The organism is Waltera sp., from assembly GCF_046969025.1.
In the GTDB taxonomy this organism is placed as follows: domain Bacteria; phylum Bacillota; class Clostridia; order Lachnospirales; family Lachnospiraceae; genus Acetatifactor; species Acetatifactor acetigignens.
The window spans coordinates 145701-172418 of record NZ_JBKVQF010000005.1 but is presented as its reverse complement, the minus strand read 5'-3'; the positions used below and the strand labels follow the sequence as shown (position 1 = coordinate 172418).

22 protein-coding genes are annotated in these 26718 nt (G+C 45.3%); 19 read left to right on the top strand and 3 right to left on the bottom strand.

All coding sequences use genetic code 11. The features are described 5' to 3' along the window. The first annotated feature begins 28 nt into the window (after positions 1-28). Together ACLTOH_RS04250 and ACLTOH_RS04245 are read left to right on the top strand one after the other, a co-directional pair. On the top strand, positions 29-589 hold the full coding sequence (locus tag ACLTOH_RS04250; protein WP_412223448.1) for a hypothetical protein: 561 nt from the start codon (positions 29-31) through the stop codon (positions 587-589). Positions 590-769: 180 nt separating this feature from the next. Beyond that, a complete protein-coding gene (locus ACLTOH_RS04245; RefSeq protein ID WP_118731468.1) occupies positions 770-1186 on the top strand; it encodes a helix-turn-helix domain-containing protein in 417 nt (138 codons plus the stop codon). A 705-nt stretch (positions 1187-1891) separates the two neighbouring features. Here the strand turns inward: ACLTOH_RS04245 and ACLTOH_RS04240 are convergent. Next, positions 1892-3502, bottom strand: a complete 1611-nt coding sequence (locus tag ACLTOH_RS04240) for a CTP synthase (RefSeq protein WP_412223446.1) — start codon at positions 3500-3502, stop codon at positions 1892-1894. 213 nt (positions 3503-3715) lie between these two features. Next, entirely contained in the window at positions 3716-5200 is a 1485-nt protein-coding gene (locus ACLTOH_RS04235; protein WP_118548026.1) for a DUF1846 domain-containing protein, read from the bottom strand. A gap of 402 nt (positions 5201-5602) precedes the next feature. Here ACLTOH_RS04235 and ACLTOH_RS04230 point away from each other — a divergent pair, with 402 nt between their 5' ends. The 3 genes from ACLTOH_RS04230 (at position 5603) to ACLTOH_RS04220 (ending at position 9765) form a co-directional block, all read left to right on the top strand. Beyond that, complete coding sequence (locus ACLTOH_RS04230) at positions 5603-6604, top strand: hypothetical protein (RefSeq protein WP_337770567.1); 1002 nt, start codon at positions 5603-5605, stop codon at positions 6602-6604. A gap of 231 nt (positions 6605-6835) precedes the next feature. Next, positions 6836-9187 (top strand): ATP-dependent zinc metalloprotease FtsH, encoded by a 2352-nt coding sequence (ftsH, locus tag ACLTOH_RS04225; protein ID WP_172594820.1) that lies wholly within the window; start codon positions 6836-6838, stop codon positions 9185-9187. A 173-nt stretch (positions 9188-9360) separates the two neighbouring features. Continuing rightward, positions 9361-9765 carry an amino acid-binding protein gene (locus ACLTOH_RS04220; protein WP_118503205.1) on the top strand — a complete coding sequence of 135 codons (405 nt, stop codon included), beginning with the start codon at positions 9361-9363 and terminating at the stop codon, positions 9763-9765. A 95-nt stretch (positions 9766-9860) separates the two neighbouring features. On the opposite strand, the gene ACLTOH_RS04215 is transcribed toward ACLTOH_RS04220, so the two are convergent. After that, positions 9861-10793 carry a hypothetical protein gene (locus tag ACLTOH_RS04215; protein WP_227063961.1) on the bottom strand — a complete coding sequence of 311 codons (933 nt, stop codon included), beginning with the start codon at positions 10791-10793 and terminating at the stop codon, positions 9861-9863. Positions 10794-11180: 387 nt separating this feature from the next. On the opposite strand from ACLTOH_RS04215, the gene ACLTOH_RS04210 reads away from it, so the two are divergent. From ACLTOH_RS04210 to fba, 14 genes are all read left to right on the top strand, one after another. Then, positions 11181-12212 (top strand): LacI family DNA-binding transcriptional regulator, encoded by a 1032-nt coding sequence (locus tag ACLTOH_RS04210; protein ID WP_337630653.1) that lies wholly within the window; start codon positions 11181-11183, stop codon positions 12210-12212. Beyond that, positions 12209-14011, top strand: a complete 1803-nt coding sequence (locus ACLTOH_RS04205) for a glycoside hydrolase family 13 protein (protein WP_337630654.1) — start codon at positions 12209-12211, stop codon at positions 14009-14011. Before ACLTOH_RS04210 ends, ACLTOH_RS04205 begins: the two co-directional genes overlap by 4 nt. Before the next feature lie 13 nt (positions 14012-14024). Then, entirely contained in the window at positions 14025-15362 is a 1338-nt protein-coding gene (locus ACLTOH_RS04200) for an extracellular solute-binding protein (RefSeq protein WP_412223443.1), read from the top strand. A gap of 92 nt (positions 15363-15454) precedes the next feature. Beyond that, positions 15455-16336: an ABC transporter permease subunit gene (locus ACLTOH_RS04195; RefSeq protein WP_227732088.1), complete on the top strand. Its 882-nt coding sequence runs from the start codon at positions 15455-15457 to the stop codon at positions 16334-16336. Positions 16337-16353: 17 nt separating this feature from the next. Further along, a complete protein-coding gene (locus ACLTOH_RS04190) occupies positions 16354-17193 on the top strand; it encodes an ABC transporter permease subunit (protein WP_227732090.1) in 840 nt (279 codons plus the stop codon). Between the two features lie 132 nt (positions 17194-17325). Beyond that, entirely contained in the window at positions 17326-19215 is a 1890-nt protein-coding gene (uvrC, locus tag ACLTOH_RS04185; protein ID WP_412223441.1) for an excinuclease ABC subunit UvrC, read from the top strand. Between the two features lie 61 nt (positions 19216-19276). Then, positions 19277-20224: an HPr(Ser) kinase/phosphatase gene (hprK, locus tag ACLTOH_RS04180; RefSeq protein WP_118539906.1), complete on the top strand. Its 948-nt coding sequence runs from the start codon at positions 19277-19279 to the stop codon at positions 20222-20224. Further along, positions 20217-21161, top strand: a complete 945-nt coding sequence (locus ACLTOH_RS04175) for an ROK family glucokinase (protein WP_412223439.1) — start codon at positions 20217-20219, stop codon at positions 21159-21161. The genes hprK and ACLTOH_RS04175 overlap by 8 nt, the downstream gene beginning before the upstream one ends. A gap of 46 nt (positions 21162-21207) precedes the next feature. Continuing rightward, positions 21208-22113, top strand: coding sequence for a UDP-N-acetylmuramate dehydrogenase (gene murB, locus ACLTOH_RS04170; RefSeq protein ID WP_119624162.1), 906 nt, complete (start codon positions 21208-21210; stop codon positions 22111-22113). Positions 22114-22293: 180 nt separating this feature from the next. After that, entirely contained in the window at positions 22294-23160 is an 867-nt protein-coding gene (gene rapZ / locus ACLTOH_RS04165; RefSeq protein ID WP_022313109.1) for an RNase adapter RapZ, read from the top strand. 1 nt (position 23161) lies between these two features. Further along, complete coding sequence (gene whiA, locus ACLTOH_RS04160) at positions 23162-24028, top strand: DNA-binding protein WhiA (RefSeq protein ID WP_118539904.1); 867 nt, start codon at positions 23162-23164, stop codon at positions 24026-24028. 15 nt (positions 24029-24043) lie between these two features. Further along, a complete protein-coding gene (locus ACLTOH_RS04155; RefSeq protein ID WP_022313107.1) occupies positions 24044-24304 on the top strand; it encodes an HPr family phosphocarrier protein in 261 nt (86 codons plus the stop codon). A 75-nt stretch (positions 24305-24379) separates the two neighbouring features. Further along, positions 24380-25276, top strand: a complete 897-nt coding sequence (locus tag ACLTOH_RS04150) for a diacylglycerol/lipid kinase family protein (protein ID WP_119624160.1) — start codon at positions 24380-24382, stop codon at positions 25274-25276. A 165-nt stretch (positions 25277-25441) separates the two neighbouring features. Continuing rightward, complete coding sequence (gene fba / locus ACLTOH_RS04145) at positions 25442-26308, top strand: class II fructose-1,6-bisphosphate aldolase (RefSeq protein WP_022153367.1); 867 nt, start codon at positions 25442-25444, stop codon at positions 26306-26308. Positions 26309-26718 lie beyond the last annotated feature (410 nt).

The window sequence follows — 26718 nt, the reverse complement described above, 5'->3', positions numbered from 1 at the left end:
TTTGCTTATTGGATCGGAGGAGAGGGATATGGTAATGGAAGCTCTGGTATACATATTGACATTATTGTTTGGAGTATCTACCGTTATCATTATAAAAAATAAGAGATATAAGGTTGTACCTTTTATATGTCTGGACATCATCCTGACATTTGCTGGTTTTGCCATCACATCATTTGTTATTTTGTTTGTAGGGAATGAAGCTCTCGAAGCGCTGCTGATTATGAGCGTGTTTGGAATGTTTCTGTTTTTACTGGGTGTGAATGATATCTATGCTGTATTTTGCTGCAATCAGAAGATAGAAGCTATCTATTGCGGATATAACAGCTACCCCGGACGCTATGGTATTACCAGCTATGCACCGGTGTTTGGATACGTCTGTAACGGCACGGCTTATCATGAGCAGACCACATTGACGGTACCCTATCGCCTGCTGCGGAGGATGACAGAAGGGAACACTTATCCCATCTATATTCATTCAAAACATCCGGGAGTATGTGTTTTGAAGAGAAGAATCAGGTTCACGACAGTGATTGAATTTGGTTTTGCAATTATGTTTTTGGTAGTAGCAATTTTGTGGCAGCAATCCTGAAAATGGTACATAGGAACCCTCGGAACATGTGGACAATGCCGAATACCGGAGAAACCGGCAAATCAGTAGAAACGCTGAGGTTTGCGGAAATGTTAAGTTCCTTTGCGCAAATTCCCGGAGATGTTGATAGTACTGCATAGCTATTGCATGCTATACTTCATGCGAAAGGAGAGGTGACGGATGCAGTTAGGAAACAATATTCAGACCTTAAGAAAAAAGAAGGGGCTTTCGCAGGAGAAGCTGGCAGAAAAAATCAATGTTACAAGGCAGACGATATCAAACTGGGAATTAGGAGAGACTGCGCCGAACCCGGAGCAATTAATTCTCTTATCAAAGCAATTCGACATAAGCATTGATGAATTGGTGGGAAATGATGCGATGTCATCCGGGAGTTCGAGGGAGAATAAGAGTATAAAGGATATCTATATCGGATTGATCGTTTTGTGCGGCATCGTAGCATGCGTATGGGCATTTTCGGCAAACAGATTTCGCTATGTGGAAATACTGGGAATCACCATTGCCGGGGCAGTGGTGGGAGCATGCCTTGGCAGAGTGATCCATGGAATTTTGATGTATTTGCGAAAGGATAAAAAGTAGGAGGAAGTTCAGCTTTTTTCATAATATTTGTACACCATAGACCTTTCAGCTGCTTTGATGGTAAAGATTGCAAAATTGAGAGTTAGTAAAGAAATGCTATCAAATCCCCGTAGCCCTTGGCAGGGTATAAGAAACGCGGCACGCTCGCGCTCTGTCGCAGAGCGTAGCGGTACATAAGCGGTCACAATACGACCGCTAAGTACCGACGTCTGCTTACGGCACTGCTTATTCTTATACCCAGCCGGGGCTACTGGTTTTTTTGAAAGCTTTCCAAAACGCAGAACTCCCGGCGTATGCGGTGCCATGTCGAAGATGTTTGTCGGAGGATGTTGATATTTTCTAGAAAAGTGCTGAAAGGCAGGGGGAAAGCGGACACGATGTCCGCGTCAGCCGATTGTCGACATGGATGTCGACTGTAGGCGGCCCCGTCATGACGAGAACTACTCATCACTTTTCGTAGAAAATTCACATCCAGAGACCTTACATCGAGACATGTGTATCGCATGCTCCGGGAGTTCGTGGATTTTATGGCAATCCTACGTTACGAGCCATGCACCCAATTCATAAATGTGTCGCAAAGGGCGCTCCACATTTATTTCATTGACGGCTGTCACCGTATAAAGTCAAAAACAAAAACAGCGACTTGTGAGCAAGCTCCCAGATCGCTGTTTCTGTTTTGACTTTGCATGGTTTGTAACTCTCAATTTACTTCCGATGCTTATTCTCCAGAGCTGCTTCCACAAATCCCTTGAACAACGGATGGGGTCTGTTGGGTCTGGACTTGAGCTCGGGGTGTCCCTGGGTGGCTACGAAGAAGGGGTGCTCGGTAAGCTCGCACATTTCCACGATACGTCCGTCAGGGGACAGACCGGACAGACGAAGCCCGTGTTCGGTGAGGACGGCACGATAATCGTTGTTGACCTCATAACGATGACGATGTCTCTCGGAGATATTCTCCTGTCCGTAGAGCTGATAAGCACGGGAATCCTTATCCAGTACACAAGGGTATGCACCCAGTCTTAAGGTACCGCCGATATCCTCAACACCGTTCTGGTCCGGCATCAGAGCGATCACAGGATGTGTGGTGTTAGGATCCAGTTCCACACTGTGGGCATCCGTATACCCGATGACATTTCTTGCATATTCCACGATTGTCAGCTGCATTCCCAGACACAGTCCCAGGAAGGGAATCCCATGGGTTCTTGCATACTGGATCGCCAGGATCTTGCCTTCGATACCCCGGGAACCGAAGCCGCCGGGTACCAGGACACCGTTGCAGTCACCTAACAGTTCTTCCACATTTTCAGGCGTTACCGTCTCAGAGTCGATCCATTTGATGTGTACGGTCGCATGATTGGTGATACCGCCATGCTTCAAAGCCTCTACGACACTGATATAGGCATCATGCAGAGAGACATATTTTCCGACCAGAGCCACCTGCACTTCATCGGTTGGATGACGCAGATCCTCTACCATCTTCTTCCAGTCTGTCAGATCCGGCTCCGGACAATCCAGATGCAGACATTCACAGGCTACCTGTGCCAGATGCTCTTTTTCCATAGCTAACGGAGCCTCATACAGATATTCCACATCCAGATTCTGCAATACATGGCTCTGAGGTACGTTACAGAACAGAGCAATCTTGTCCTTGATGGACTGATCCAGAGGATGCTCACTTCTGCAGACGATGATATCCGGCTGGATGCCCATGCCCTGCAGATCCTTAACACTGGCCTGGGTAGGCTTGGTCTTCAGTTCCTGAGAAGCGCTCAGATAAGGAATCAGTGTTACGTGGATCAGAATGGCATTATCATGACCGACCTCATGCTGGAACTGACGAATGGACTCCAGGAAAGGCTGGCTCTCGATATCACCTACGGTACCGCCGACCTCGATGATGGCGATACGGGTCTCATCATCCGTAAAATTGCGGTAGAAACGGCTCTTGATCTCATTGGTTATATGAGGGATGACCTGTACCGTACCTCCGCCGTAATCACCACGACGCTCTTTCTGCAATACGGACCAGTATACCTTACCGGTGGTGACATTGGAATTCCTATCCAGGTTCTCATCGATGAAACGCTCATAATGTCCCAGATCCAGATCGGTCTCCGTGCCATCCTCCGTGACGAATACTTCGCCGTGCTGGATCGGGTTCATGGTGCCGGGATCAATATTGATATATGGATCGAATTTCTGCATGGTTACTTTGTAACCTCTTGCTTTTAACAGTCTTCCCAGGGAAGCTGCGGTAATTCCTTTTCCGAGGCCGGATACGACTCCTCCGGTCACAAATACGTACTTTACTGCCATAATTTTCTCCTCCTTTTGATATAGTAACTATTCAGTCTCCATTCGCAAAATCGCTCTTTCAGAGCTTTCCTGAATAACATGCTTGCATGTTATTTGCTCATGGTGGTTACTTCGCTTTTTTAATAGTTATGCATATAAAAAGAGCGAAGAACTCCCCTTGGGGAGCACCTTCGCTCAATAACTGCCATAATTTATAGTAGCATGACAAAATGTTTAGTTGTGATAAAGCTTCTGGTTCTGGTAATGAGGTTCGCATGTCAGATTCACACCTAATTTGCGGAAGGTATTCATGTCAATCTGGGACAGGATCACGCTGGAGTGCACTTCGGAACCTTTCAGGTTCTTCAACTGCTCCACAGCAGCCTTCGCGGTATCATCCGTAGCTGCACAGATGGAAAGGGCGATCAGCGTCTCATCTGTATGAAGTCTGGGATTGCGGTTCCCCAGATAGTTCGTCTTCAGATCCTGGATGGGACCGATGGCGGTAGGTGAGATCAGCTGTACTTCGTCCGGAATGCCTGCCAGAGCTTTCAGGGCATTTAATAATAATGCGGAAGAAGCACCCAGCAGAGTACTGGTCCGTCCGGTGAGGACTCTGCCGTCCGGAAGCTGGATCGCAGCTGCCGGTTCCCCGGTGGTCTCTGCTTTGATATTGGCTGCACTGACTACTGCGCGATCGTCGATGGTGACACCTGCCTGCTTCATCAGAAGCTCAAGCTTTAAGATCTGGTCGTCACCGGCGGTACCCTGGCGCTTCTGGCACAGAGTGTGGTAGTAGCGGCGGATGATTTCCTGTTTGGCGGCGTCGCGGACAGCTTCGTCATCAACAATACCGAAGCCTGCCATATTGACACCCATGTCAGTAGGAGACTTGTAAGGGCAGCTGCCCATGATCTTCTCGAACATAGCACTGACTACGGGGAAGATCTCCACATCGCGATTGTAATTGATCGTGGTCTCACCGTAAGCTTCCAGATGGAACGGATCGATCATATTGACATCGTTCAAGTCTGCGGTAGCGGCTTCATAAGCCAGGTTTACCGGATGCTTTAACGGAATATTCCAGATTGGAAAGGTCTCATACTTGGCATAACCGGCCTTGATGCCTCTCTTGTATTCATGATACAGCTGGGAGAGACAGGTAGCCATCTTGCCGCTTCCGGGTCCTGGAGCAGTCACCACCACCAGAGAACGGGTGGTTTCGATATAATCGTTCTTACCGTAACCTTCATCACTTACGATGAACGGAATATTGGAAGGATATCCGGGAATGGAATAATGACGGTATACCTTCATTCCCAGAGACTCCAGCTTTTTCTGATAAGCAATGGCACTGGGCTGTCCGGCAAAACGGGTCAGACACACACTGCCTACATACAGGCCGTAGCCGCGGAATGCATCGATCAGACGTAACACGTCCAGATCATAGGTGATGCCTAAGTCGGAACGGACCTTATTCTTCTCGATATCTGCTGCATTAATGACGATGACGATTTCGGCCTCGTCCTTTAACTGTGCCAGCATATTGATCTTGCTGTCCGGATGGAAACCGGGCAGAACGCGGGAAGCGTGATAATCATCAAACAGCTTGCCGCCGAATTCCAGATACAGCTTGCCGCCGAATTTCGCGATACGCTCCTTGATCTTCTCAGACTGCAGACTGAGGTATTTGTCATTGTCAAAACCTATCTTGTACATTGCTGACACCTTTCTCTATGGATCTTTGCAACTAAAATCCCATGATGTTCTATTATAGTTTAGTGTCTCCCAAAAATCTACTGAAAAGTTAAATTTTTTTTGGAAATCATTATTATATCTAACAATTTTAAGCAAATAATCACATAATGAGCAATTTTAAACAAAGCGTTCCTTTTCTATAATGAAATTGTAACTATTCAGAACCCCATTCGCAAAACCGCTACTTCGTAGCTTCCTTTTGCTCATGTGGTTACTTCGCCATATAAAACTGCTTATCTGCCTGAATGCAAGCATTCGCAGAACGCAGTTTTGCATGGCTCTGAATAGTTACATGAAATTACAATAAATACAGAACAAAAAAGTTCTGAAAAAGCAAAAAACTATATACGGGAGGGACGCGTTTTGCAATACGGTTATTTCGATAATGAAAAAAGAGAATACGTCATCGACAACGTGGCTCTGCCCTGTTCCTGGACAAACTATCTGGGTGTCGAGGACATGGCGGCGGTCATCAACCATACGGCGGGAGGGTATCTGTTTTACAAAACACCGGAGTATCACAGGATCAGCCGGTTCCGTGGGAATGGGGTACCCATGGAGCGCCCGGGATTCTATGTATATATCAGGGATAATGAAAAGAAGGATTACCATTCCATCTCCTGGCAGCCGGTAGCCAAGGATTTATCCAAGGCAAAATACCGTTGCCGCCACGGACTGTCTTACACCGCCTACGAGAGCGAATATGACGGACTGGCATCCTCACAGACCATGGTTATTCCCCGCGGGGAAAATGTACTGTTGTGGGATGTAAAGGTGAAAAATACCATCGATGCAGTCAGAAATCTTTCCTTATTTATTTACATGGAATTTTCGTTCCATCACATTATGATAGACAACCAGAATTTTCAGATGAGTCTGTATTGTGCCGGTTCTTCCTATGAAGACGGCATCATCGAGGAGGACTTGTTCTACGAAGAAAAAGGGTATCAGTATCTTACCGCCAACTTCACACCGGACGGCTATGACTGCATCAGAGAGAAATTCCTGGGAGTCTATGGTACCGAAAATCATCCGGCAGGCCTGGAGAGAGGAACTCGGGAAGGTTCCACAGAACTTGGTGGCAATCACTGCGGCAGCTTGCAGAAGAACTTCAAATTACAGCCCGGCGAAGAAGCCCGTTTTGTGATCATGCTGGGAGAGGGCAATCGTGAAGAGGGCAGACGGATCCGGGTAAAATACAGCGATCTGAAAAGAGTGGACGCAGTCTACACCGATCTGGCAGCCTACTGGAAACAGAAATACGCTGCACTGCAGATACAGACACCCAACGAAGGTATGAATATCCTGATTAATACCTGGACTTTGTATCAGTCGGAGATCAACGTTATGTTTGAAGGGTGTTAGTATATAATTGGTTGTTGTGAGTTGTTTGTTGCTGGCGAATGCCCGGAAACTGTAGAAAAAACATGGTTTCCGGGTATTCGTTATTTCCGGGAATAGTTCAGAGTTTTTTCATATTTGAGCTATTGATTTATCCACAGGTTATCTCTATAATAGATATGATTGCTCAGATTTCAACTGTGCAGTTGAAATAACGGAAGTGCAATAGCGTATAAAATAGAAAATGGAGATGACATGAGAAAATTAATTGAGTCATATAATAACGGCTATGGCCCCGGCAACGGAGGCAATGGCAACGGAGCTCCCGGCAGCGGTAACAATGGCGGGAACGGTAATAACAGTAACGGAGGCAACGGCAATGGTTCACCGAAGCGCCCCAGCATCCTGATGCTGATCCTGTCGGGACTGATGACAGTGATCGTTGTACTGATGCTGTATAATGCGTTCTTCGGCACCAATACCGGAACGGAAGTATCTTATACCGATTTCCTGAAGGATCTGGAAGCGGACAAGGTTGCTGCGGTGGAGGTAAATAAGGAAAGCGGCATGGTGACGGTACAGCTGAAGCAGGAAGCTGCAGCCACCCCGGCACCGGGCAGTTATGTCAGCTTCTATGGAATTACCCAGAAGGTGACACAGTCCCAGACTGTATATTATACAATGCTGATGGAGGATCTGGATACCCTGACAGCCAGATTGCAGGAGCATGATGTGCAGGGGAATCGCGTGACCAGCAATACTTCCAATTTCCTGATGGAGATTCTGGTAACCGTGGTATTGCCGGTGGTACTGATCTGGATCGTGGCAGGTTTTCTGTTCCGCAGAATGGGCGGAAGCGGCGGACCCATGGGCGTGGGCAAGAGCAATGCCAAGGTATATGTACAGAAGGAGACCGGCGTTACATTCAAGGATGTGGCCGGTGAAGACGAAGCAAAGGAATCTCTGGTGGAAGTCGTGGACTTCCTGCATAATCCACAGAAATATTCCAAGATCGGTGCAAAACTGCCCAAGGGAGCATTGCTGGTGGGCCCTCCCGGAACCGGTAAGACTTTGCTGGCCAAGGCAGTGGCAGGAGAAGCACATGTACCGTTCTTCTCTCTGACGGGTTCTGATTTTATTGAGCTGTATGTAGGTGTGGGCGCCAGCCGTGTCCGTGACCTGTTCAAGGAAGCGACCAAGAACGCGCCCTGTATCGTATTTATTGATGAGATCGATGCCATCGGACGAAGCCGTGATTCCAAGTACGGTGGAGGCAATGAAGAGAGAGAGCAGACGCTGAATCAGTTATTATCCGAAATGGATGGCTTCGACAGTTCCAAAGGTATCCTGATCCTGGGGGCAACGAATCGTCCGGAGATCCTGGACAAGGCGCTCTTACGTCCCGGACGTTTTGACCGCCGTATCATCGTAGACAAGCCGGATCTCAAAGGCCGTGTGGAAATCCTGAAAGTACATTCCAAGGATGTGAAGATGGACGAGACCGTGGATCTGGATGCGATTGCACTGGCTACCAGCGGAGCGGTCGGTTCCGATCTGGCCAATATGATCAACGAGGCAGCTATCAATGCTGTCAAGGAAGGCAGAGAATTTGTAAGCCAGAAGGATCTGTTCGCGGCTGTGGAACAGGTGCTGGTAGGTAAGGAAAAGAAAGACCGCATCATGAGCAAAGAGGAACGTCGCATCGTATCCTATCATGAAGTGGGACATGCACTGATCAGCGCTTTACAGAAAAACTCCGAGCCGGTACAGAAAATTACCATTGTTCCCCGTACCATGGGTGCGTTGGGCTATGTGATGCAGGTGCCGGAGGAGGAAAAATACCTCAATACCGAGGCAGAACTTCGGGATATGCTGGTAGGTCTGGTGGGTGGACGTGCCGCTGAGGAAGTAGTATTCGACACTGTGACCACCGGTGCAGCCAATGATATTGAAAAAGCTACTTCTATTGCCCGTAACATGATCACACGATACGGTATGAGCAAGCGCTTTGGGCTCGTGGGCCTGGCTACCGTAGAGAGCCAGTATTTGGAGGGAAGAACCGCGCTGAACTGTAGTGATGAAACGGCAGCAGCCATTGATGAAGAAGTCGTTGCCATGATCAAGGAGAGTTACGATCAGGCATTGCAGATGCTTCGCGAGAACAGAGAACTGATGGATAAGCTGGCAGCGTTCCTGATCGAGCGTGAGACCATCACCGGTAAGGAATTCATGGAGATCTTTCGCAGAGAGAAGGGACTGCCTGACCCAGAGGAAGAGAAGAAAGATGTGACAGAAACAAATGCTGCGGGCAGTGCAGTAAAGGGCAACAGCGTGGATGTGACCATTGGGGAACAGGTCATGACTTCTACCGATTCAACTTTCCAACCCCTGACTTTCGAAGACAGCCTGCAGGAAGCAAAGGAGCAGACTGCACCGGCGCAGGATACCGCAAAGCAGCCTGCAGAATCCGCAAAAGAAGAGACTTCCGCACAGGAGAAGCATGAACAGGAATCCACAGAGCAGAAAAGCGATGCTGCCGAGGAGTCGAAGGATCCTAAGGATCCTCCTCAGGGACCGGTAGGACTGTTCTCCCATGGAACATTATAGATGTCGAGAACTTTTGAACCCGACACCTATAAAATAGAGTAATTAGCAAAGAGCATTAGTCAAATGCGAACTCCGAGTTGATTATTTTGTAATAATGCTTTATCATATTAAAGTGTCGGAAGTTTCCGACAGACTGCATAACAGTCAGATTGCAATGAGGAGGTAATACCGAAATGTTAAAACAGTTATCTATTTATGCTGAGAATAAAAAAGGAGCCCTGCAGACTATGACCAATGCGTTGTATGAAGCAGGCATCAATATCTGGGGTTCTGTTACCAACGACGGTGCGGAGTACGGCATCAACCGTATGGTTGTCTCCGATCCTGACAAGGCAAAAGAGGTCCTCACAGAGAAGGGCTACCTCTGCCGTTTCGTGGATGTCCTGGCTGTAGAGATCGAGGATAAGCCCGGTGCACTGAATACCCTGCTGACAGCTCTCTTAGACAGCAATGTCAATGTGGACTATACCTACTTGTCCTTCAACCGTGATTCTTCCACCCCCGTCATGATCCTGCATACCGCAGATCCTGAGGAAGTGGAAATCTGTCTGAGGGCAAAGGGATTCAAGATGGTATAGCACATGAGTCCATGCAAAATCAAAAATAAGAGTCATTTGAGGAAGCTTGCTTACGACAAATGACTCTTATTTTTGATTTTATACGGCGAAAGCCGCTACTGTCTTTTTATATTTGCTTTTTTGAAAAATTCATCTATTGTATCAACTTTTATGGCAAGTTTGAACCATTCCGTCTGTTTTTCCGGACGGGTTTCGCGCCGAATGCTATTTATTTGGTCTTCAGAGAGTCTTCCTTTTTCTTCTAAAAGCGATATTACGCCGTCAGCCAGTCCCATGGCTTTTCCATAATCGAATTCAGCTTTGCGAATTAATTTTTCTTCTTTTTCCTTGTCATATTCAAAAATGCTCACCTTCAACACCTCCGCGCGGTTATGCGATAGGAACTCTGTCAAAATTCCCTCCTGAATACATTCTGTTATAGCCAAATTTACTGCATCATTAAGAGACATCATAGTAGCATATTTACGAACTCTGGTTACATATTGAGAATATTCCCATAAGACATGGCAGTTTTTCAAAAGCTCGAAGTTGTGATCGGAATTAATGTTCAACATAGTAACTTTTAATTCCAGATCTGGATTTTCGGAGTAGTTTTCATAAGCATCTGATAAACGTAACTCTAAACGATCCGGAATATTTTCGTCAGTACCATTATAAAATACAAGAAATTTTGGAGTCGGTATGGTCTGTAAGGTAGATGAATACAGGGTTCTCTGATTTATAAGAGACTGATATTCGCTTGCAATATAAAAAAGATCACGCAAGGGAATATTGGGGTTGTAAGTAGACTGATGTTCATACAAATAGAGACCGGTTTCCAACACAAAGGCAAGGTCGTTTTTCATGCCCATATAGACGGCATTTTCCAACGTTACAATGTTAAGAGCTTCCGGATTCTGATAATGTGCTCCTGCTATTGCATTATACAGTGAAAGCAGATTATTTTTGTCGGAAAAAAGCCATCGGAAAATAGTATCCTTATAGTTCCGGTTTGCCGGGAGAGAGCGATTGTCATGTTTATTTTTCATAGGGACCTCCTGTTCGTATGGTTAGTACATGAAAACAAGAGGAATGATCCTACTCCATATCCGCTATCCTTCAATGTACTATGCGCGTGAAAGTGGTGTAAAAGCATAGAATCCATTGAAACGATAATAGATAGGAAGAACAGCTTTCGCTGTCTGAATTGTAGAATATATGCTTTGAATTGATTATAACAAACGATTTTGGAATTTACAAGGTATAATAAAACAATAAATGTTGTCTGTAAATTTTGTGAGAAAGAATATTGACAAAGTAATAGCTACATGATAATATCAAATCATAGTCAATGCAAACGTTTGCATTATTTTTTTACAAGATTATGCAAACGTTTGCATGACAAGTGACAATCATAGAAAACGGGTGAGGATAAAATGCCAGCAACGATTAAGGATATCGCGAAAAAAGTAGGAGTAAATCCGTCAACAGTATCAAGAGTAATTAATGGAACAGCCAGTATTTCAGAGGAAACGAAGCAGAAAATTAAGGATGCTATGAGGGAACTGGATTATCACCCGAATAGTCTGGCAAGAAGTCTGGTAAATGGCAGTACTTTTACAATAGGATTGGTTATTGATGCCGGCAACAGTGATGCTTTTTCTAATGCATTTTTTATTCGAAGCGTATCAGCAATAGAGGCTGTAACGCAGCAGAGAGGCTTTAATTTGTTAATAACCAGTGATACCGACAAAGAAAACAATACAGCTGTGAAGAACCTGGTTTTAGAGAAAAAAATAGATGGTATCATACTTCCTGTTTCCGCAGCAACGGATGAACTGATAGAGATTCTGCTTTACAATCATTTTCCGTTTATTGTTTTGGGAGAGCCCGATAATGTGCGGGAAGGTATTCACTGGATCGATATGGATAATAAGCAAGGTGCAGAAGATGCAGTGACCTATTTGTATCAGGCAGGGTATAAGAAGACTATTTTACTTGTTGAAAATAGAATTACCATGTTTGAAAGGAAGAGAATTCAAGGTTTTCAGTCTGCAATTGCTTTGATGAATAAAGATATAGCAGAGAATTTTATTGTGGAATGTGGTACGGAGAGTATTCAGATAGGTGATGCATTAAAAAATGCATTCGATAAATGTGCAGATATTGACAGTATCATATGCACCAATAATGTAGTGGCTTATGAGACCTTGAAATTTTTAAGAAAGGAAAAAAAGAAGGTTCCACACAATATAGGAATTATTACATTTGATAATTATCCATTGGCAGAATATATGGATCCGCCACTCACGGTAGTAGATATCGATACATACAAGTTGGGAGAAGAAGCAGCAAATACATTATTTTCCATTATTCAAGACCCGAATCAGGACAGAAAGGAGGTACTACTTCCGACAAGAATTATTGAAAGAGAATCTACAATGAAAGGAGAAAATCGGAAAAAGTGAAAAGAGAAGCAATACAGCATTTCAATACGGAAGAATATGTATATCCGATAAAAAGAAATGAACTGGTATTCAAGATTCGTGTTGCGAAAAAGGATATTTCGAAATGTGTTCTGATTTATTGGGACAGAACAAAACCGGAAAATCGAAAGAAATGCGAATTAAAGTGTAAGTACAGAGAGGAACTGTTTGACTATTTTCAAGGAAATATAATTTTTCACCAGATTGCACGATATCAAAAATATTATTTTGTGCTGACAGACAATAGTGGAAATATTATCTATTACACTGCAAATGGTGCACAACAGGTACTTCCCAAGTCAGGTTTCTTTGAATATTTGTATGTTAACGGAACTGATGTTATTACTTCTCCGAGTTGGGCAAAGGGAGTAATTTATTATCAAATCTTTCCGGAGAGATTTTGCAACGGCAACCGGGGAAATGATCCGGAAGGATGTAAACCATGGGGGAGCCTGCCTGACAGAGAACATCATATGGGAGGTGATTTACAGGGGATTATCCAGAAAATTCCCTATTTAAAGGAACTGGGGATAGAGTGCATATACTTAAATCCTATATTTGAAGGTGATTTTAATCATAAATATGCAACGACAGACTATTTCAAAATAGATTCCCAGTTTGGAGATGAAGAGACATTCCGAGAACTTGTGGATATATGCCATAGCTGTAAAATCAAAATTGTTCTGGATGGAGTATTTAATCATACGGGAGTTCACTTTGGACCATTTCAGGATGTTTTGGAAAATCAGGAAGAATCTCGTTATGTAAAATGGTTTCATATTAATCATTATCCGGTGGAACCCAGCCATCACAATTATGAGTGTGTAGGAGCTTATAAATGGATGCCTAAACTTGATACTTCCAATCCGGAAGTCAGGGAATTCATTTTAAAGGTAATGTTTTACTGGATAGACAACTTTCAAATCGATGGTTGGAGACTGGATGTTGCAGATGAGGTAGACCCTTCCGTGTGGGAAGAAGCAAGGATGCGTATAAAAGAAAAATACCCTGATAAGATTTTGCTGGGCGAGACTTGGGGGTATGCAGGAAAAATGCTTCGGGGAAATCAGATGGATTCGGTCATGAATTATGTATTTCGGGATGCTGTCAGAGATTATATAGCTGAAAAATCCATTTCTGTAACGCAACTGGATAGTCGGCTGAACCATATGCTAGCCTATTATAAAGACGAAACAGACAATCTTTTGTACAATCTGCTAGATAGTCATGATACGGAACGATTCTTATATTTGTGCCATGAAAATAAAAAACTGCTAAAGCTTGCAGCAGCATTTCAGATGTTGTTCCCGGGTTCCCCCGCAATTTACTATGGGGATGAGGTAGGAATGACGGGAGATAATGATCCGGATTGTCGAAGGTGTATGGAATGGGGCGATAATGCAGACCAAGATATGCGCAACTGGTATCGGAAATTGATACAGTTGCGAAAAGATAATAGCTGCATCAAGTCAGGAAGTTTCAGAAGTATTATTGCAGATGAAATGAGCGACACATATGGATTTGTCCGAAAGGATGCCATGGGCAGCTGCTATGTGGTATTGCATGTCGGAGCAGATATGCAGAAAATATCGTGTCCGGTATTGGAAAAAGGTATCTTTACAGACCTGTTTTCGGGAGAAGTACTGGTCGAGGAAGATGCAGGAGATCTGAAATTTTTAAATGAGGACATAACAGAATACGTGGGGAAAATTACGTTGCAAATGGAACCGTATTCTGTAAAAGTCATAATGAGTTCAAGGAACTCGAGCAAAAAACAATAGGAGGATGTTTACAATGATGAAGGTGAAAAAGAACAAAAAATTACTGGCAATTCTACTCACAACCGTAATGAGCCTGGCAGCCTTAACAGGATGTGGAGAATCACCAGTAGAATCTGAAACTGGCTCAGAGAGTCAGGTATCAGCAACGGTGGAAGCTCCTGCAACTACAGAAAATACATCGCAGGAGGATGTTACAATTAATTTCTGGCATCATTATAGTGCACAGTCGGCAGAAAATGAAACTCTGATGAATGTACTGATTCCGGAATTTGAAAAAGAAAATCCGGGAATCAAAGTAAACGCAGTATCTCATGAGTGGGCAGATCTGCACCAGAAAATTCTGATCAGTGCACAGTCCAATACATTACCCGATGTAGCCAGACTGGATAGTGCATGGGTTCCGGAATTCCCAAAAATGGGAATACTGACAGCACTCGATGAGGAAATGCCTGATTTTGATGAGGTATCCGGCGGCTTGTTGGAAAGCGCTATGAGTACTGCAAAAGTGGATGGCCATTTTTACGGACTTGCACTGAATACGAACACCAAAATTCTCTTCTATAATGTGCAGGCATTTAAGGATGCAGGAATTGAAGCTCCTGAAACAATGGATGAATTCATCAATGCAGCAAAGAAATTAGCAGGAACCAATGCAAACGGTCAACAGGTATGGGGATATGATGAGCCTGCACTGGCTGGTTGGAATCTCTGCCCGTTCATTTGGAGCATGGGTGGTTCCATTACAAATGAAGATGAAACCAAAGCATCCGGGTATATCAATAGTCCTGAGACTGTAAAAGCAATTGAGACACTGGCTGAATTGTATCAGGCAGGTGCAATCACCGGATGGAATGCAGGTGACATTCCGATGACAGATGGATTCGGAACCGGAAGATACATGATGCTCCTGGAAGGTCCTTGGAAAGTTGCAGAAATGCAGGGATCTTATCCTGATTTTGAATATGCAACCACAGAAATGCCTGCCGGAGATGCTGGCTCCATATCTGTTCTTGGTGGTGAAGATATTGCCATGTTTAACAGTGCCAATAAAGATGCTGCTTGGAAATTTATCAAGTTTATGACCAGTGAATTTGCAGAAGAGGAAATGGCAAAATGTGGTCAGATCCCTGTAAACAAAGAAGCACTGGAAAGTGATACCGTAAAAGCAGCAGATTATGCGCCGTTCCTGGAAGCTATCAAAACGGCCAAATCCCGTCCTACCGTAGCATGCTGGTCAGAAATGGATAGTGAATTATCTGTAGCAGTTACGGATGTAATGAACGGAAAGAAGACGGCACAGGAAGCTATGGATAAGCTTGCAGAGCGCTTTGATGAACTTCTTGCTGAATAATAATTATTATAACTTGCCATATGTATAAAGTCAAATAGCAGTCTGGGACAGTACTACTAGGTACTGTCCCGAACTGTAAAAGAGGTATTTCTATGAAGATATCACGGAAAAGCAAAATACAGATTGGACTATTACTTTTACCCGGATTACTTGTATTTGGTATTTTTACAATTTATCCTATTTTGAAATTGTTTATCATGAGCTTTTTTGAGTGGGACTTTGGCAGCATGCTGAGTCACAATTTTATTGGATTGGAAAATTACAAAGAAGTATTGCAAGATGAATACTTTTGGACTGTTTTTATAAATTCGTTGTTATATACGCTGGTAACCGTACCGGGGCAGATGCTGGTGGGCTTTTTTGTTGCGCTTTTGCTTAACCAGATTACGCGATTCAAAGTAGGATATCGTGTGATGTATTATCTGCCTGTAATTACGTCATGGGTAGTTGCTTCCCTGATTTTTAAATATGTGTTCAATACGGAAGGATTGCTGAACTATTTCCTCATGAATGTAGTACATATTACCAGCGCAAATGTAAGATGGCTGGATACCAGATGGGGCGGTATGACTGTTGCTATGTTGTTGGGAATATGGAAGGGAATAGGATGGAACATGGTTGTATTCCTGGCAGCATTACAGACAGTACCGACAGATCTTTATGAAGCAGCTGCAATAGATGGAGCTACAGCATGGGAGAAAATGTGGAATGTTACGATTCCCAGTATTAAAGGAACGATTTTGTTTGCACTGGTAATGCTGACGATTGGTGGATTTAATGTGTTCACTTCGGTCAAGATGATAACAGGCGGTGAACCGGGGCATCAGACAGACGTGATTTTGACATGGATGTACCACAAAGCATTTAGTACAGGAAAATTTGGCTATGCAGCAGCTTTATCATTTATTACAACGGTGGTACTTGCGTTACTTGCAGTAGTACAGTTTAAACTTATGCAGCAAAAAGATCAATAAAATAGGTGGGTGCGCATATGAAAAGAAAAACTTGGACACAGATATTTCTTCATTTGATTCTGATTGTTGGATTGGTTATTGTTGTGCTTCCCATGGTTTATATGATTAGTACCTCTTTAAAACCGAATGGAGCATTGTATGAATATCCGCCACGATTTTTACCTTCATTAGACGAAGTGACTTTAGAAAATTATAGATATGTTTTAGGACAGGGAAAATTTTACCGCAATTTTTTAAACAGTATGTGTGTATCTGTGGCATCGGTGTTAATTGCAGCTGCTATTGCATCGGCACTGGGATATGTAATTGCACGCTTTGAATTCCCGGGAAAGAATTTTTTGTTTGGATTTATTGTTTTAACAATGATTGTTCCCGGGCTGACATTGATCGTTCCACAGTATGAACTGGCGGTAAAATTACATGTAATCAATACTCTTTCAGGATTAGTACCTTTTTATACAGCATGGACAATTCCTTATTCCACATTTATGATAAAGGGGTTTGTGGAAGGGATTCCCAGAGAATTGGATGAAGCAACTTATATGGATGGTGGAAGTGTTTTTACGGTTTTCGGAAGGATCATAATTCCCCTTGCAAAACCCGGAATCGCTTCGGTATCTATTTTCAATTTTTTGACTGCATGGGAGGAATTTCCTTGGGCGAATACGGTTTTAAATGATAATTTGAAACGGACAATGCCAATTGCAATCTCCGGATTTTTTGGAGAACATCAATTTACACAGTGGGGCTATGTCTTTGCATTGTCAGTATTTAGTCTTTTACCCATACTTATCGTGTTTATCTGCTGCCAGAAATTCTTTGTGGCAGGTCTGACAAGTGGCAGTGTAAAAGGCTGATACCATATATTACCTTTCCTTTGCGGTGTTTGCAGTTGCTGGCAGACACCGCTTTTGTTTTGTACAAGATAAAAATCCCTTGTTGTATTTTTCTCAAGAATCGGTATGATAGAAGCATGCGAGGAAATATTTATGTTTAACGTGGAAGAAGAGTTAAAAAAGCTCCCCCGCAAGCCGGGAGTGTATATCATGAGGGATGACAAAGATGTCATTTTGTATGTGGGAAAGGCAATCAACCTGCACAACCGTGTAAGGTCTTATTTTCGTGAAAATATCGGCAGAGGCCCCGCCATTGACCAGATGGTGTCACTGATCGCCCGATTTGAATATATTGTGACGGATTCGGAACTGGAAGCGCTGGTGCTGGAGAATAACCTGATCAAGGAGAATTCGCCGAAGTATAACACGCTGTTAAAGGATGACAAGACCTACCCCTATATCAAGGTGACAGTGGGGGAGGATTATCCCAGGATCCTGTTTTCCAGGACCATGAAAAAGGATAAATCCCGCTATTTCGGTCCCTATACCAGTGCCGCGGCAGTGAAGGATACCATTGAGCTGCTGAACAAGCTGTACCAGCTGCGGACCTGCAACCGGGTGCTGCCCAGGGATATAGGAATTGAGCGCCCCTGCCTGAATTATCATATCAAGCAGTGTCTGGCACCCTGCCAGGGATATGTGAGCAAAGAGGAATATAGACAGCAGGTGGCAGGTGCACTGGAATTTCTGAATGGTAATTACAGTCCGATCCTGAAGGATCTGGAGGAGAAGATGAAGAAAGCCGCGGAGGCTATGGAATTTGAGGATGCCGCAAGGTACCGTGACCTGCTCTCCAGTGTACGACAGGTATCCCAGAAGCAGAAGATCACCGAGGGCGTCGGTGAAGATAAAGATATCCTGGCACTGTACCAGGATGAGACGGAAGCGGTGGTACAGGTGTTTTTCGTCCGGGATGGCAAGCTGATCGGCAGGGAACATTACTATATGACACATGTGCCGGAAAATAACAAACCAGCGATTTTACAGGATTTTGTAAAGCAGTTCTATGCGGGGACCCCATTTATTCCCAGAGAGCTGATGCTGCAATATGAGATCGAGGATGCGGAACTGATCGAGAAATGGCTGTCGGAGCGAAAAGGCAGCAGGGTCTATCTGAAGGTGCCTAAGATCGGCAGTAAGGAAAAACTGGTGGAGTTAGCAGCGCAGAACGCAAAACTGGTACTGTCCCAGGATAGAGAAAAATTAAAACGCGAAGAAGGACGAACCATCGGTGCGGTGAAAGAAATCTCGGATCTGCTGCAACTGCCGTTAACTGGCACAGCCCGGATGGAAGCCTATGATATTTCCAATATCAACGGTTTTGAAAATGTAGGATCTATGGTGGTCTACGAAAAAGGAAAACCGAAACGCAGCGATTACCGTAAGTTCAAGATCAAAAGCGTCTCCGGTCCGGATGACTATGCCTGCATGCGGGAAGTACTGATGAGACGGTTCCGCCACGGTATGGAAGAGAGCAAAGAACTGGAAGAACAGGAGATGGATCAGGAGTACGGCAGCTTTACCAAGTTCCCGGATCTGATCCTCATGGACGGTGGCCGCGGACAGGTGAATATCGCGCTGTCCGTACTGGAAGAACTGGGAATCGACATTCCGGTCTGCGGTATGGTCAAGGATGACAATCACCGTACCAGAGGTCTGTATTATCATAATATTGAGCTTCCGATTGACACTCATTCGGAAGGGTTCAAGCTGATCACCAGAATCCAGGACGAGGCGCATCGTTTTGCCATTGAATACCATAGGTCTCTGCGCAGTAAGACCCAGGTGAGATCTGTATTGGATGATATTCCGGGAGTGGGGCCCGCCAGACGAAAAGCCCTGATGCGGCACTTCAAGTCTTTAGAGGAGATCCGGCAGGCATCGGTGGAAGAATTGATGGAAATTCCCGAAATGAATGAGCGTACGGCAGAGGAAATCGTGACCTTTTTTGCTTCACAGACAGGACAACCTGTGGTACACTAAAAGATAATGAAAAGGGCGGGGAACCGGGGCGGTTTTTTCGCGGAAAGGTATGGAGATTAGTATGGCAAGTGTAAGTTTAACCCGTGTTATCGAAAAAATGAAACTGGAAAATCTCACACCGGAGATTGATGTGAAACATGTGAAGATCACACAGCCGGATATCAACCGTCCGGCACTGCAGCTGGCAGGATATTTTGAGCATTTTGATGCGACCCGACTGCAGATTGTCGGATTTGTGGAATACACTTATATGGAAGGCATGACGGATGAGACTCGTAAGGAAGCTTATGAGAAGCTGATGGCTTATGATATTCCCTGTATCGTGTTCAGCCGTGACCTGAAACCGGATCCTATTTTCCTGGAGACGGCGATCCGACATCAGATTCCGTTATTATCTACGAAAAAATCCACCTCTGACTTTATGTCTGAGATCATCCGGTGGTTAAATGTCAAGCTGGCTCCCTGCATTTCCGTGCACGGTGTACTGGTGGATGTCTACGGTGAAGGTGTCCTGATCACTGGTGAGAGCGGCATCGGTAAGTCCGAGGCAGCACTGGAGCTGATCCGAAGAGGTCATCGTCTGGTAACCGATGATGTGGTAGAACTCCGTAAGGTCAGTGATGATACGCTGGTAGGTTCTGCACCGGATATCACAAAACACTTTATTGAATTGCGTGGTATCGGCATCGTGGATGTCAAGGCACTGTTTGGTGCATTGTCCGTAAAAGATACCCAGACCATTGACCTGGTCATCCGTCTGGAAGATTGGGATAAGGACAAAGAGTACGACAGACTGGGACTGGAAGAGAATTATACCGAATATCTGGGCAATAAGGTGGTATGCCACAACATTCCGATTCGTCCCGGACGTAACCTGGCAGTTATCTGCGAGACGGCAGCTATCAACCACCGTCAGAAGAAGATGGGATACAACGCAGCAAAAGAGCTATACACCCGTGTACAGAACTCTCTGGCAAAAAGACGTGAGGAGGACGAGGACGATGAGTAAATATGCATTTGGGGTAGACGTGGGAGGAACCACGGTCAAGTTAGGACTTTTCAATGATAAGGGACAGGTGCTGGATAAGTGGGAGATTCCCACAGTAAAAGATAACGGCGGAGAAAAGGTATTGCCGGATATTGCAGCATCTATCAAAAACAAAATGCAGGAGAAGAATATCTCTGTAGAAGAACTGGTAGGCGTAGGAATTGGAGCTCCCGGTGCAGTGAACGCTGACGGCTATATGGTCAACGGTGCAGTGAACATTGGCTGGGGTGCCTTTGATCTGGCAGAGACCCTGAAAAAAGAACTGGATCTGCCTGTAACTGTGAAAGCTGGAAATGATGCCAATGTAGCAGCCTTGGGCGAAATGTGGCAGGGCGGTGGTAAAGGCTATTCCAATCTGGTAGCCGTTACTCTGGGAACCGGTGTCGGCGGAGGTATCATCATCGACGGCAGGATACTGACCGGTACCAACGGTGCCGGCGGTGAAATCGGACATATCCATATTGAAGATGCTGAGACAGAGACTTGCGGCTGTAAGAACAAGGGCTGTCTGGAGCAGTATGCATCCGCTACTGGAATTACCCGTCTGGCCAACAGACGTCTGGCCAAAGATGATGCTCCCAGCATGCTCAGAGGTGGTGAAATCTCTGCGAAGACCGTATTTGATGCGGTGAAAGCCGGAGATAAAGTAGCAATCGAGATCGCAGAACAGTTCGGCGAGTATCTTGGCAAGGGACTTGCCGCAGTAGCCAGCGTAGTTGATCCCCAGATTTTTGTCATTGGCGGTGGTGTGTCCAAGGCCGGAGACATTTTATTCAAATACATAGAGCCTTCTTATAAGAGATGTGCTTTCGGTCCCTGCAAGCAGACGAAATTCGCCCTGGCCAAGCTGGGAAATGATGCCGGAATCTACGGTGCGGCAGCACTGGTATTAAAGTAGGCTTTCGCGGCATAATTATAACAAAAAGAAAGAGCAGCCTGACAACATGATAAGTGCAGCAGTGATAGAAGCATTAAAAGAAATTGTACCGGCAGATAAAGTTCTGTTACAGGAACCGATGAAATTGCATACCACCTTCCGGATCGGTGGCCCGGCAGATTGCCTGGTCTATCTGGAAAACGAAGAGCAGCTCTGTAAGATCCAGAAATACCTTCGGCTGGTGGATGTTCCCTATACCGTGATCGGCAACGGAAGCAATCTGCTGGTCAGCGACCAGGGATATGCAGGAATTGTTCTGGTGGTTGGTAAGCATATGAGCCGGATCGAAGTGAAAGACTGCTATCTGGAAGCAGAGGCAGGGGCCCTGATGAGCCAGGTGGCAAAAGCAGCGAAAGAGCATGGCCTGACAGGCCTGGAGTTCGCCGCGGGAATCCCCGGTACCATCGGTGGCGGAGCTGTAATGAATGCCGGAGCCTACGGCGGAGAGATGAGCCAGGTGGTGACCACTGTTACGGTAGTCAACCGTAATGGAGAGATCATGGAACTGGACAACAGTACCATGGAGTACGGTTATCGTACCAGCGTGATCCAGAACCAGTCGTTTGTCGTGACGAAAGTGACTTTCCGGCTACAGCCCGGAGATCCGGAGCAGATCGCAGCCAAAATGGAGGAACTGGCAATTCGCCGCAGAGAAAAACAACCTTTGGAATATCCCAGTGCCGGCAGTACTTTCAAACGTCCCGAGGGACATTTTGCCGGGCAGCTGATCATGGAAGCCGGTCTGCGGGGATACTCCGTAGGAGGCGCAAAGGTATCGGAAAAGCATTGCGGATTTATTATCAACACCGGCAATGCCACTGCAGAAGATGTAAAAGATGTGATCTGGGAAGTACAGAGAAGAGTGAAAGAACGTTTTCACGTGGAGCTGGAACCTGAGATCAAATTCCTGTAACTATTCAGAGCCATGTAAATTTGTTTTCTGCGGATGCTTGCATCTTCGCAGAATCGCAAATTTATATGGCGAAGTAACCACATGAGCAGAGAACAGGAAGACCTGTTCTCCAAGGAAGCCTCGAAGAGGTGATTTTGCGAATGGGATTCTGAATAGTTACGATAGAATAACGAGGTGCATATGAGATTTGTAGTAGTAACAGGCATGAGTGGCGGAGGAAAGAGAACCGCATTAAAGCTTTTGGAAGATGCTGGATTTTACTGCGTGGATAATCTGCCGGTATCTCTGGTGGAGAAGTTCGTAGAACTGATTGCCATGCCGGGCAGTGAGATCAGCAAGGTGGCCCTGGGACTGGATGTCCGGGCAGACCAGAATTTCATGGATGCGACCCGGATTTTGGAGCAATTAAAGGAAAAAGGCTACAAATTCGAGATTTTGTTTATGGACTCCGACGATGCTGCTCTGATAAAACGGTATAAGGAGACCAGACGTGTGCACCCTCTTGCAGCAGACGGCAGAGTGGAGGACGGCATTCACAAGGAGCGCAAGATCCTGGAGACAATCCGCAAAAATTCGGATTACGTCATCGATACCTCCAATCTGTTAGTCAGAGAACTGAAAGAAGAGTTGGATCGTATTTTTGTACAGAACGAAGAATACAATAGTCTTATGGTAACGGTCATGTCCTTCGGGTTCAAGCATGGAATCCCCGCAGACGCCGATCTGGTCTTTGATGTAAGATTCCTGCCAAACCCTTATTATATCGAGGAACTGAAGCCCCAGACCGGTAATGATAAAGGAGTGCAGGATTATGTGATGAGTTTTCCGGAGACCGGAATATTCCTGGACAAGCTGACCGACATGATTCAGTTTCTGATCCCGAATTATATTAAAGAAGGCAAATACCGTCTGGTTATTGCAATCGGCTGCACCGGCGGTAAGCACCGAAGCGTTACTTTGGCAAATAAATTGTACGAACGTATGAAGGCGGAAGGTCATTATGGTATCAAGCTGTACCACCGTGATGTACCCAGAGAAGGAATCTGACATGTCATTTTCGAGTGAAGTAAAGGAAGAACTGGCAAAACACATCAGCCCGGCAAGACATTGCCAGATCGCTGAGCTGGCCGCACTCATGAACTTCAGTGGACAATACGGACGCTCCGCAGAAGGAGATTTCATGATCGGTTTCCAGACGGAAAACGAGGCGGTTGTCAGAAAAGGCTTTACATTATTGAAAAAAACATATAATATAGATACTGATGTTAAAATCAGCGAGGAACAGATGCGGAGTGTGATCGATAAGATCGGGGATCTGTCTGAGCCTGTGAGCCCCTTGTTGATTAAAAATTCCTGCTGTCAAAGAGCATTTTTAAGAGGAGCTTTTCTCTGCATTGGTTCTATGAGCGATCCGCAGAAAAGTTATCACCTGGAATTTGTATGCACCGATGAGGATAAAGCGAGACAACTACAGAGTGTGATACAGGGATTTGACATAGAAGCCAAGATTGTGCTTCGGAAGAAGTATTACGTGGTCTATCTGAAGGAAGGATCCGGTATTGTGGATCTTCTCAATGTGTGCGAAGCACCCATTGCCCTGATGAAGCTGGAAAACCTGAGGATTGTGAAAGAAATGCGCAATTCTGTGAATCGGAGAGTGAACTGTGAGACCGCCAATATTACCAAAACGGTAACTGCGGCGACCAGACAGATAGAGGATATTATTTATATCCGGGATCACTACGGACTGGAGAATCTGCCCGAGCCCTTAAGCCAGATGGCAGAGGTCAGGCTGGAGAATCCGGACGCTCCGCTGAAGGAACTGGGAGAGTATCTGGATCCGCCGGTGGGAAAATCCGGTGTGAACCATAGATTACGTAAACTCAGCGAACTGGCAGATAGAATCCGGACGTAAAAGAGGAGGAAAATTATGACAAAGAGGAGTATTACGGTCAGACTGGAAGATGGCCTGGACGCAAGACCGGTGGCACTGTTAGTACAGGAAGCCAGCAAGTACGAAAGCAACATTTATTTTGAAGTAGACGATAAGCGGATCAATGCCAAGAGTATTATGGGTATGATGAGCCTGGGACTTTGTGCAGGCGAAGAGCTTACAGTAACTGCAGAGGGTGCAGATGAGCAGACCGCTGTGGACAACATTGAAAAGTTTTTGAGCGGTCAGGTGGCTTAAGAACATAACATGAGAAGAAGCGGGGCTGATGGAGAATTCTGTTAGTCCCGTTTGTTGTATCTTGAGGGCAGTATTATGAAGAAGATGTTATTTATCTATAATCCCAAAGCTGGAAAGGCACAAATCCGCAACAAACTGGCGGATATTCTGGATGTATTCACCAAGGGCGGTTATGAGATCACCGTATATCCCACGCAGAGAAGTGAGGATGCCATGGAGAAGACCGAGAAGCGCAGCAAAGAATATGATATCGTGGTCTGCAGCGGCGGAGACGGAACGCTGGATGAGGTGGTCACCGGCATGATCCGCAGTGGCTTCCGTACGCCTATTGGCTATATCCCGGCCGGGAGCACCAATGATTTCGGAGGAAGCCTCGGGCTGCCGAAGAATATGGTGAGAGCTGCGGAAAATATTGTAAATGGGAATGATTTCGCCTGTGATGTGGGATCCTTTAATGAGGATGTGTTCGTCTATATCGCAGCTTTCGGACTATTCACGGATGTCTCTTATGAGACCGGACAGGATATGAAAAATGTGCTGGGGCATATGGCATATCTGCTGGAAGGAATGAAGCGGCTGTCCGCGATCCGTTCCTATCCCATGCGGATTACTTATGACGATACTACGATCGTGGATGATTTTATCTTCGGAATGGTGACCAATTCCGCATCGGTAGGAGGATTTAAGCGGATCACCGGCAAAAACGTCAGGCTGGATGATGGCGTTTTCGAAGTAACGCTGATCAAACGTCCGAAGAACCCGATTGAACTGAATAACATTATGGTATCCCTGCTGAACCGGGATATCGATACCGATGCTATGTACTGCTTCCGGACGTCAAAGGTGGAGATTACTTCCGCAGAGCCTCTTTCCTGGACTCTGGATGGAGAATATGGCGGAACCCATACAAAAGTAGTGATTGAGAACATCTGCCGGGGCGTAGACATCCGGGTGGAGCAGAAGGAATCTTAAAATTTGGTAAAAATTTAACAATAAGCTGTTCCATTTTTGAAAAGAATGTGTTATAGTTTGGATAGTCACAAAGTGATTATTCGAAATGTGTTTTTCGTGCTTTTACGAATGTATAACATTTCGTATATCGTAACAAGAATGAGTATATAAAATGGAGGTATTAAAATGTTAGTATCCGCAACAGAAATGCTCAAAAAAGCGAAAGCAGGCCACTATGCAGTAGGTCAGTTCAACATCAACAACCTGGAGTGGACAAAGTCCATCCTTCTCACCGCTAAAGAACTTCGTTCCCCTGTTATTCTGGGTGTATCCGAGGGTGCCGGCAAGTACATGGGCGGTTATGATGTAGTCGTTGGCATGGTCAACGGACTGTTAAAGGATCTGGACATTGATGTTCCCGTTGCGCTGCATCTGGATCATGGCTCTTTTGAAGGCTGCTACAAGTGCATCGAAGCTGGTTTCTCTTCCATCATGTTTGATGGTTCTCACTATCCTATCGCTGAGAATGTAGAGAAGACCACTGAGCTGGTTAAGGCTGCTCACAGCAAGGGACTTTCTATCGAGGCAGAAGTTGGTTCCATCGGTGGTGAGGAAGACGGCGTTATCGGTATGGGCGAGTGCGCTGATCCTAAGGAGTGTAAGTCTATCGCTGATCTGGGTGTTGACTTCCTGGCAGCAGGTATCGGTAACATTCATGGTAAATACCCCGCTAACTGGAAGGGCTTAAGCTTCGAGACTCTGGCAGCTGTACAGGAGCTGACCGGTGAGCTTCCTCTGGTTCTGCACGGTGGTACCGGAATCCCTGCAGATCAGATCAAGAAAGCAATTGACCTCGGAGTATCCAAGATCAACGTTAACACCGAGTGCCAGCTGGCATTTGCTGATGCTACCCGTAAGTACATCGAGGCTGGTAAGGATCTGGAAGGCAAGGGATTTGACCCTCGTAAGCTTCTGGCTCCCGGTGCAGAAGCTATCAAGGCTACTGTTAAGGAGAAGATGGAACTGTTCGGATCTGTTGGCAAGGCTGAATAATTCTGGAATAAAAATGCAAAAGTCTCTCGCAGCGATGCGGGAGACTTTTTTAATTCATAGGAAATTTCTTCCTATGAATTAAAAAAGCTCCGCGGGGATCGCACTGCGGCGGTTATGAAGTATGTCGCAAAAGCGACCCGCCGCAGGCGGAGAATCTCGCAAGCAAGATTCTTGTTTATTCCGATTCCGACCATTAAGACAAAAAAATAACTATTCAGAGCTTCATTTGCAAAATAGCATCTGTGATAGTTGAAAAAACCCCTAGAAAGGGAGGATGCCAAGGATCAGGATCCTTGGCATTTATTATGAAAAAGTTTTTTAAACAAGAAACTGTTGTGTGCTTAAGTTTTTGTTTTGTTTGTTTGTTTCTATGGTTATAGTATATGAAACAGAAATGTCCAAAACGTGTT

Coding starts and splice junctions, on each gene's coding strand:
- ACLTOH_RS04245 (WP_118731468.1), top strand. CDS start 770: ATGCAGTTAGGAAACAATATTCAGACCTTAAGAAAAAAGAAGGGGCTT.
- rapZ (WP_022313109.1), top strand. CDS start 22,294: ATGAGATTTGTAGTAGTAACAGGCATGAGTGGCGGAGGAAAGAGAACC.
- hprK (WP_118539906.1), top strand. CDS start 19,277: ATGGCAAGTGTAAGTTTAACCCGTGTTATCGAAAAAATGAAACTGGAA.
- ACLTOH_RS04155 (WP_022313107.1), top strand. CDS start 24,044: ATGACAAAGAGGAGTATTACGGTCAGACTGGAAGATGGCCTGGACGCA.
- ACLTOH_RS04240 (WP_412223446.1), bottom strand. CDS start 3,502: ATGGCAGTAAAGTACGTATTTGTGACCGGAGGAGTCGTATCCGGCCTC.
- ACLTOH_RS04215 (WP_227063961.1), bottom strand. CDS start 10,793: ATGAAAAATAAACATGACAATCGCTCTCTCCCGGCAAACCGGAACTAT.
- fba (WP_022153367.1), top strand. CDS start 25,442: ATGTTAGTATCCGCAACAGAAATGCTCAAAAAAGCGAAAGCAGGCCAC.
- murB (WP_119624162.1), top strand. CDS start 21,208: ATGATAAGTGCAGCAGTGATAGAAGCATTAAAAGAAATTGTACCGGCA.
- ftsH (WP_172594820.1), top strand. CDS start 6,836: ATGAGAAAATTAATTGAGTCATATAATAACGGCTATGGCCCCGGCAAC.
- whiA (WP_118539904.1), top strand. CDS start 23,162: ATGTCATTTTCGAGTGAAGTAAAGGAAGAACTGGCAAAACACATCAGC.
- ACLTOH_RS04235 (WP_118548026.1), bottom strand. CDS start 5,200: ATGTACAAGATAGGTTTTGACAATGACAAATACCTCAGTCTGCAGTCT.
- ACLTOH_RS04195 (WP_227732088.1), top strand. CDS start 15,455: ATGAAGATATCACGGAAAAGCAAAATACAGATTGGACTATTACTTTTA.
- ACLTOH_RS04210 (WP_337630653.1), top strand. CDS start 11,181: ATGCCAGCAACGATTAAGGATATCGCGAAAAAAGTAGGAGTAAATCCG.
- ACLTOH_RS04220 (WP_118503205.1), top strand. CDS start 9,361: ATGTTAAAACAGTTATCTATTTATGCTGAGAATAAAAAAGGAGCCCTG.
- ACLTOH_RS04190 (WP_227732090.1), top strand. CDS start 16,354: ATGAAAAGAAAAACTTGGACACAGATATTTCTTCATTTGATTCTGATT.
- ACLTOH_RS04250 (WP_412223448.1), top strand. CDS start 29: ATGGTAATGGAAGCTCTGGTATACATATTGACATTATTGTTTGGAGTA.
- uvrC (WP_412223441.1), top strand. CDS start 17,326: ATGTTTAACGTGGAAGAAGAGTTAAAAAAGCTCCCCCGCAAGCCGGGA.
- ACLTOH_RS04150 (WP_119624160.1), top strand. CDS start 24,380: ATGAAGAAGATGTTATTTATCTATAATCCCAAAGCTGGAAAGGCACAA.
- ACLTOH_RS04175 (WP_412223439.1), top strand. CDS start 20,217: ATGAGTAAATATGCATTTGGGGTAGACGTGGGAGGAACCACGGTCAAG.
- ACLTOH_RS04200 (WP_412223443.1), top strand. CDS start 14,025: ATGATGAAGGTGAAAAAGAACAAAAAATTACTGGCAATTCTACTCACA.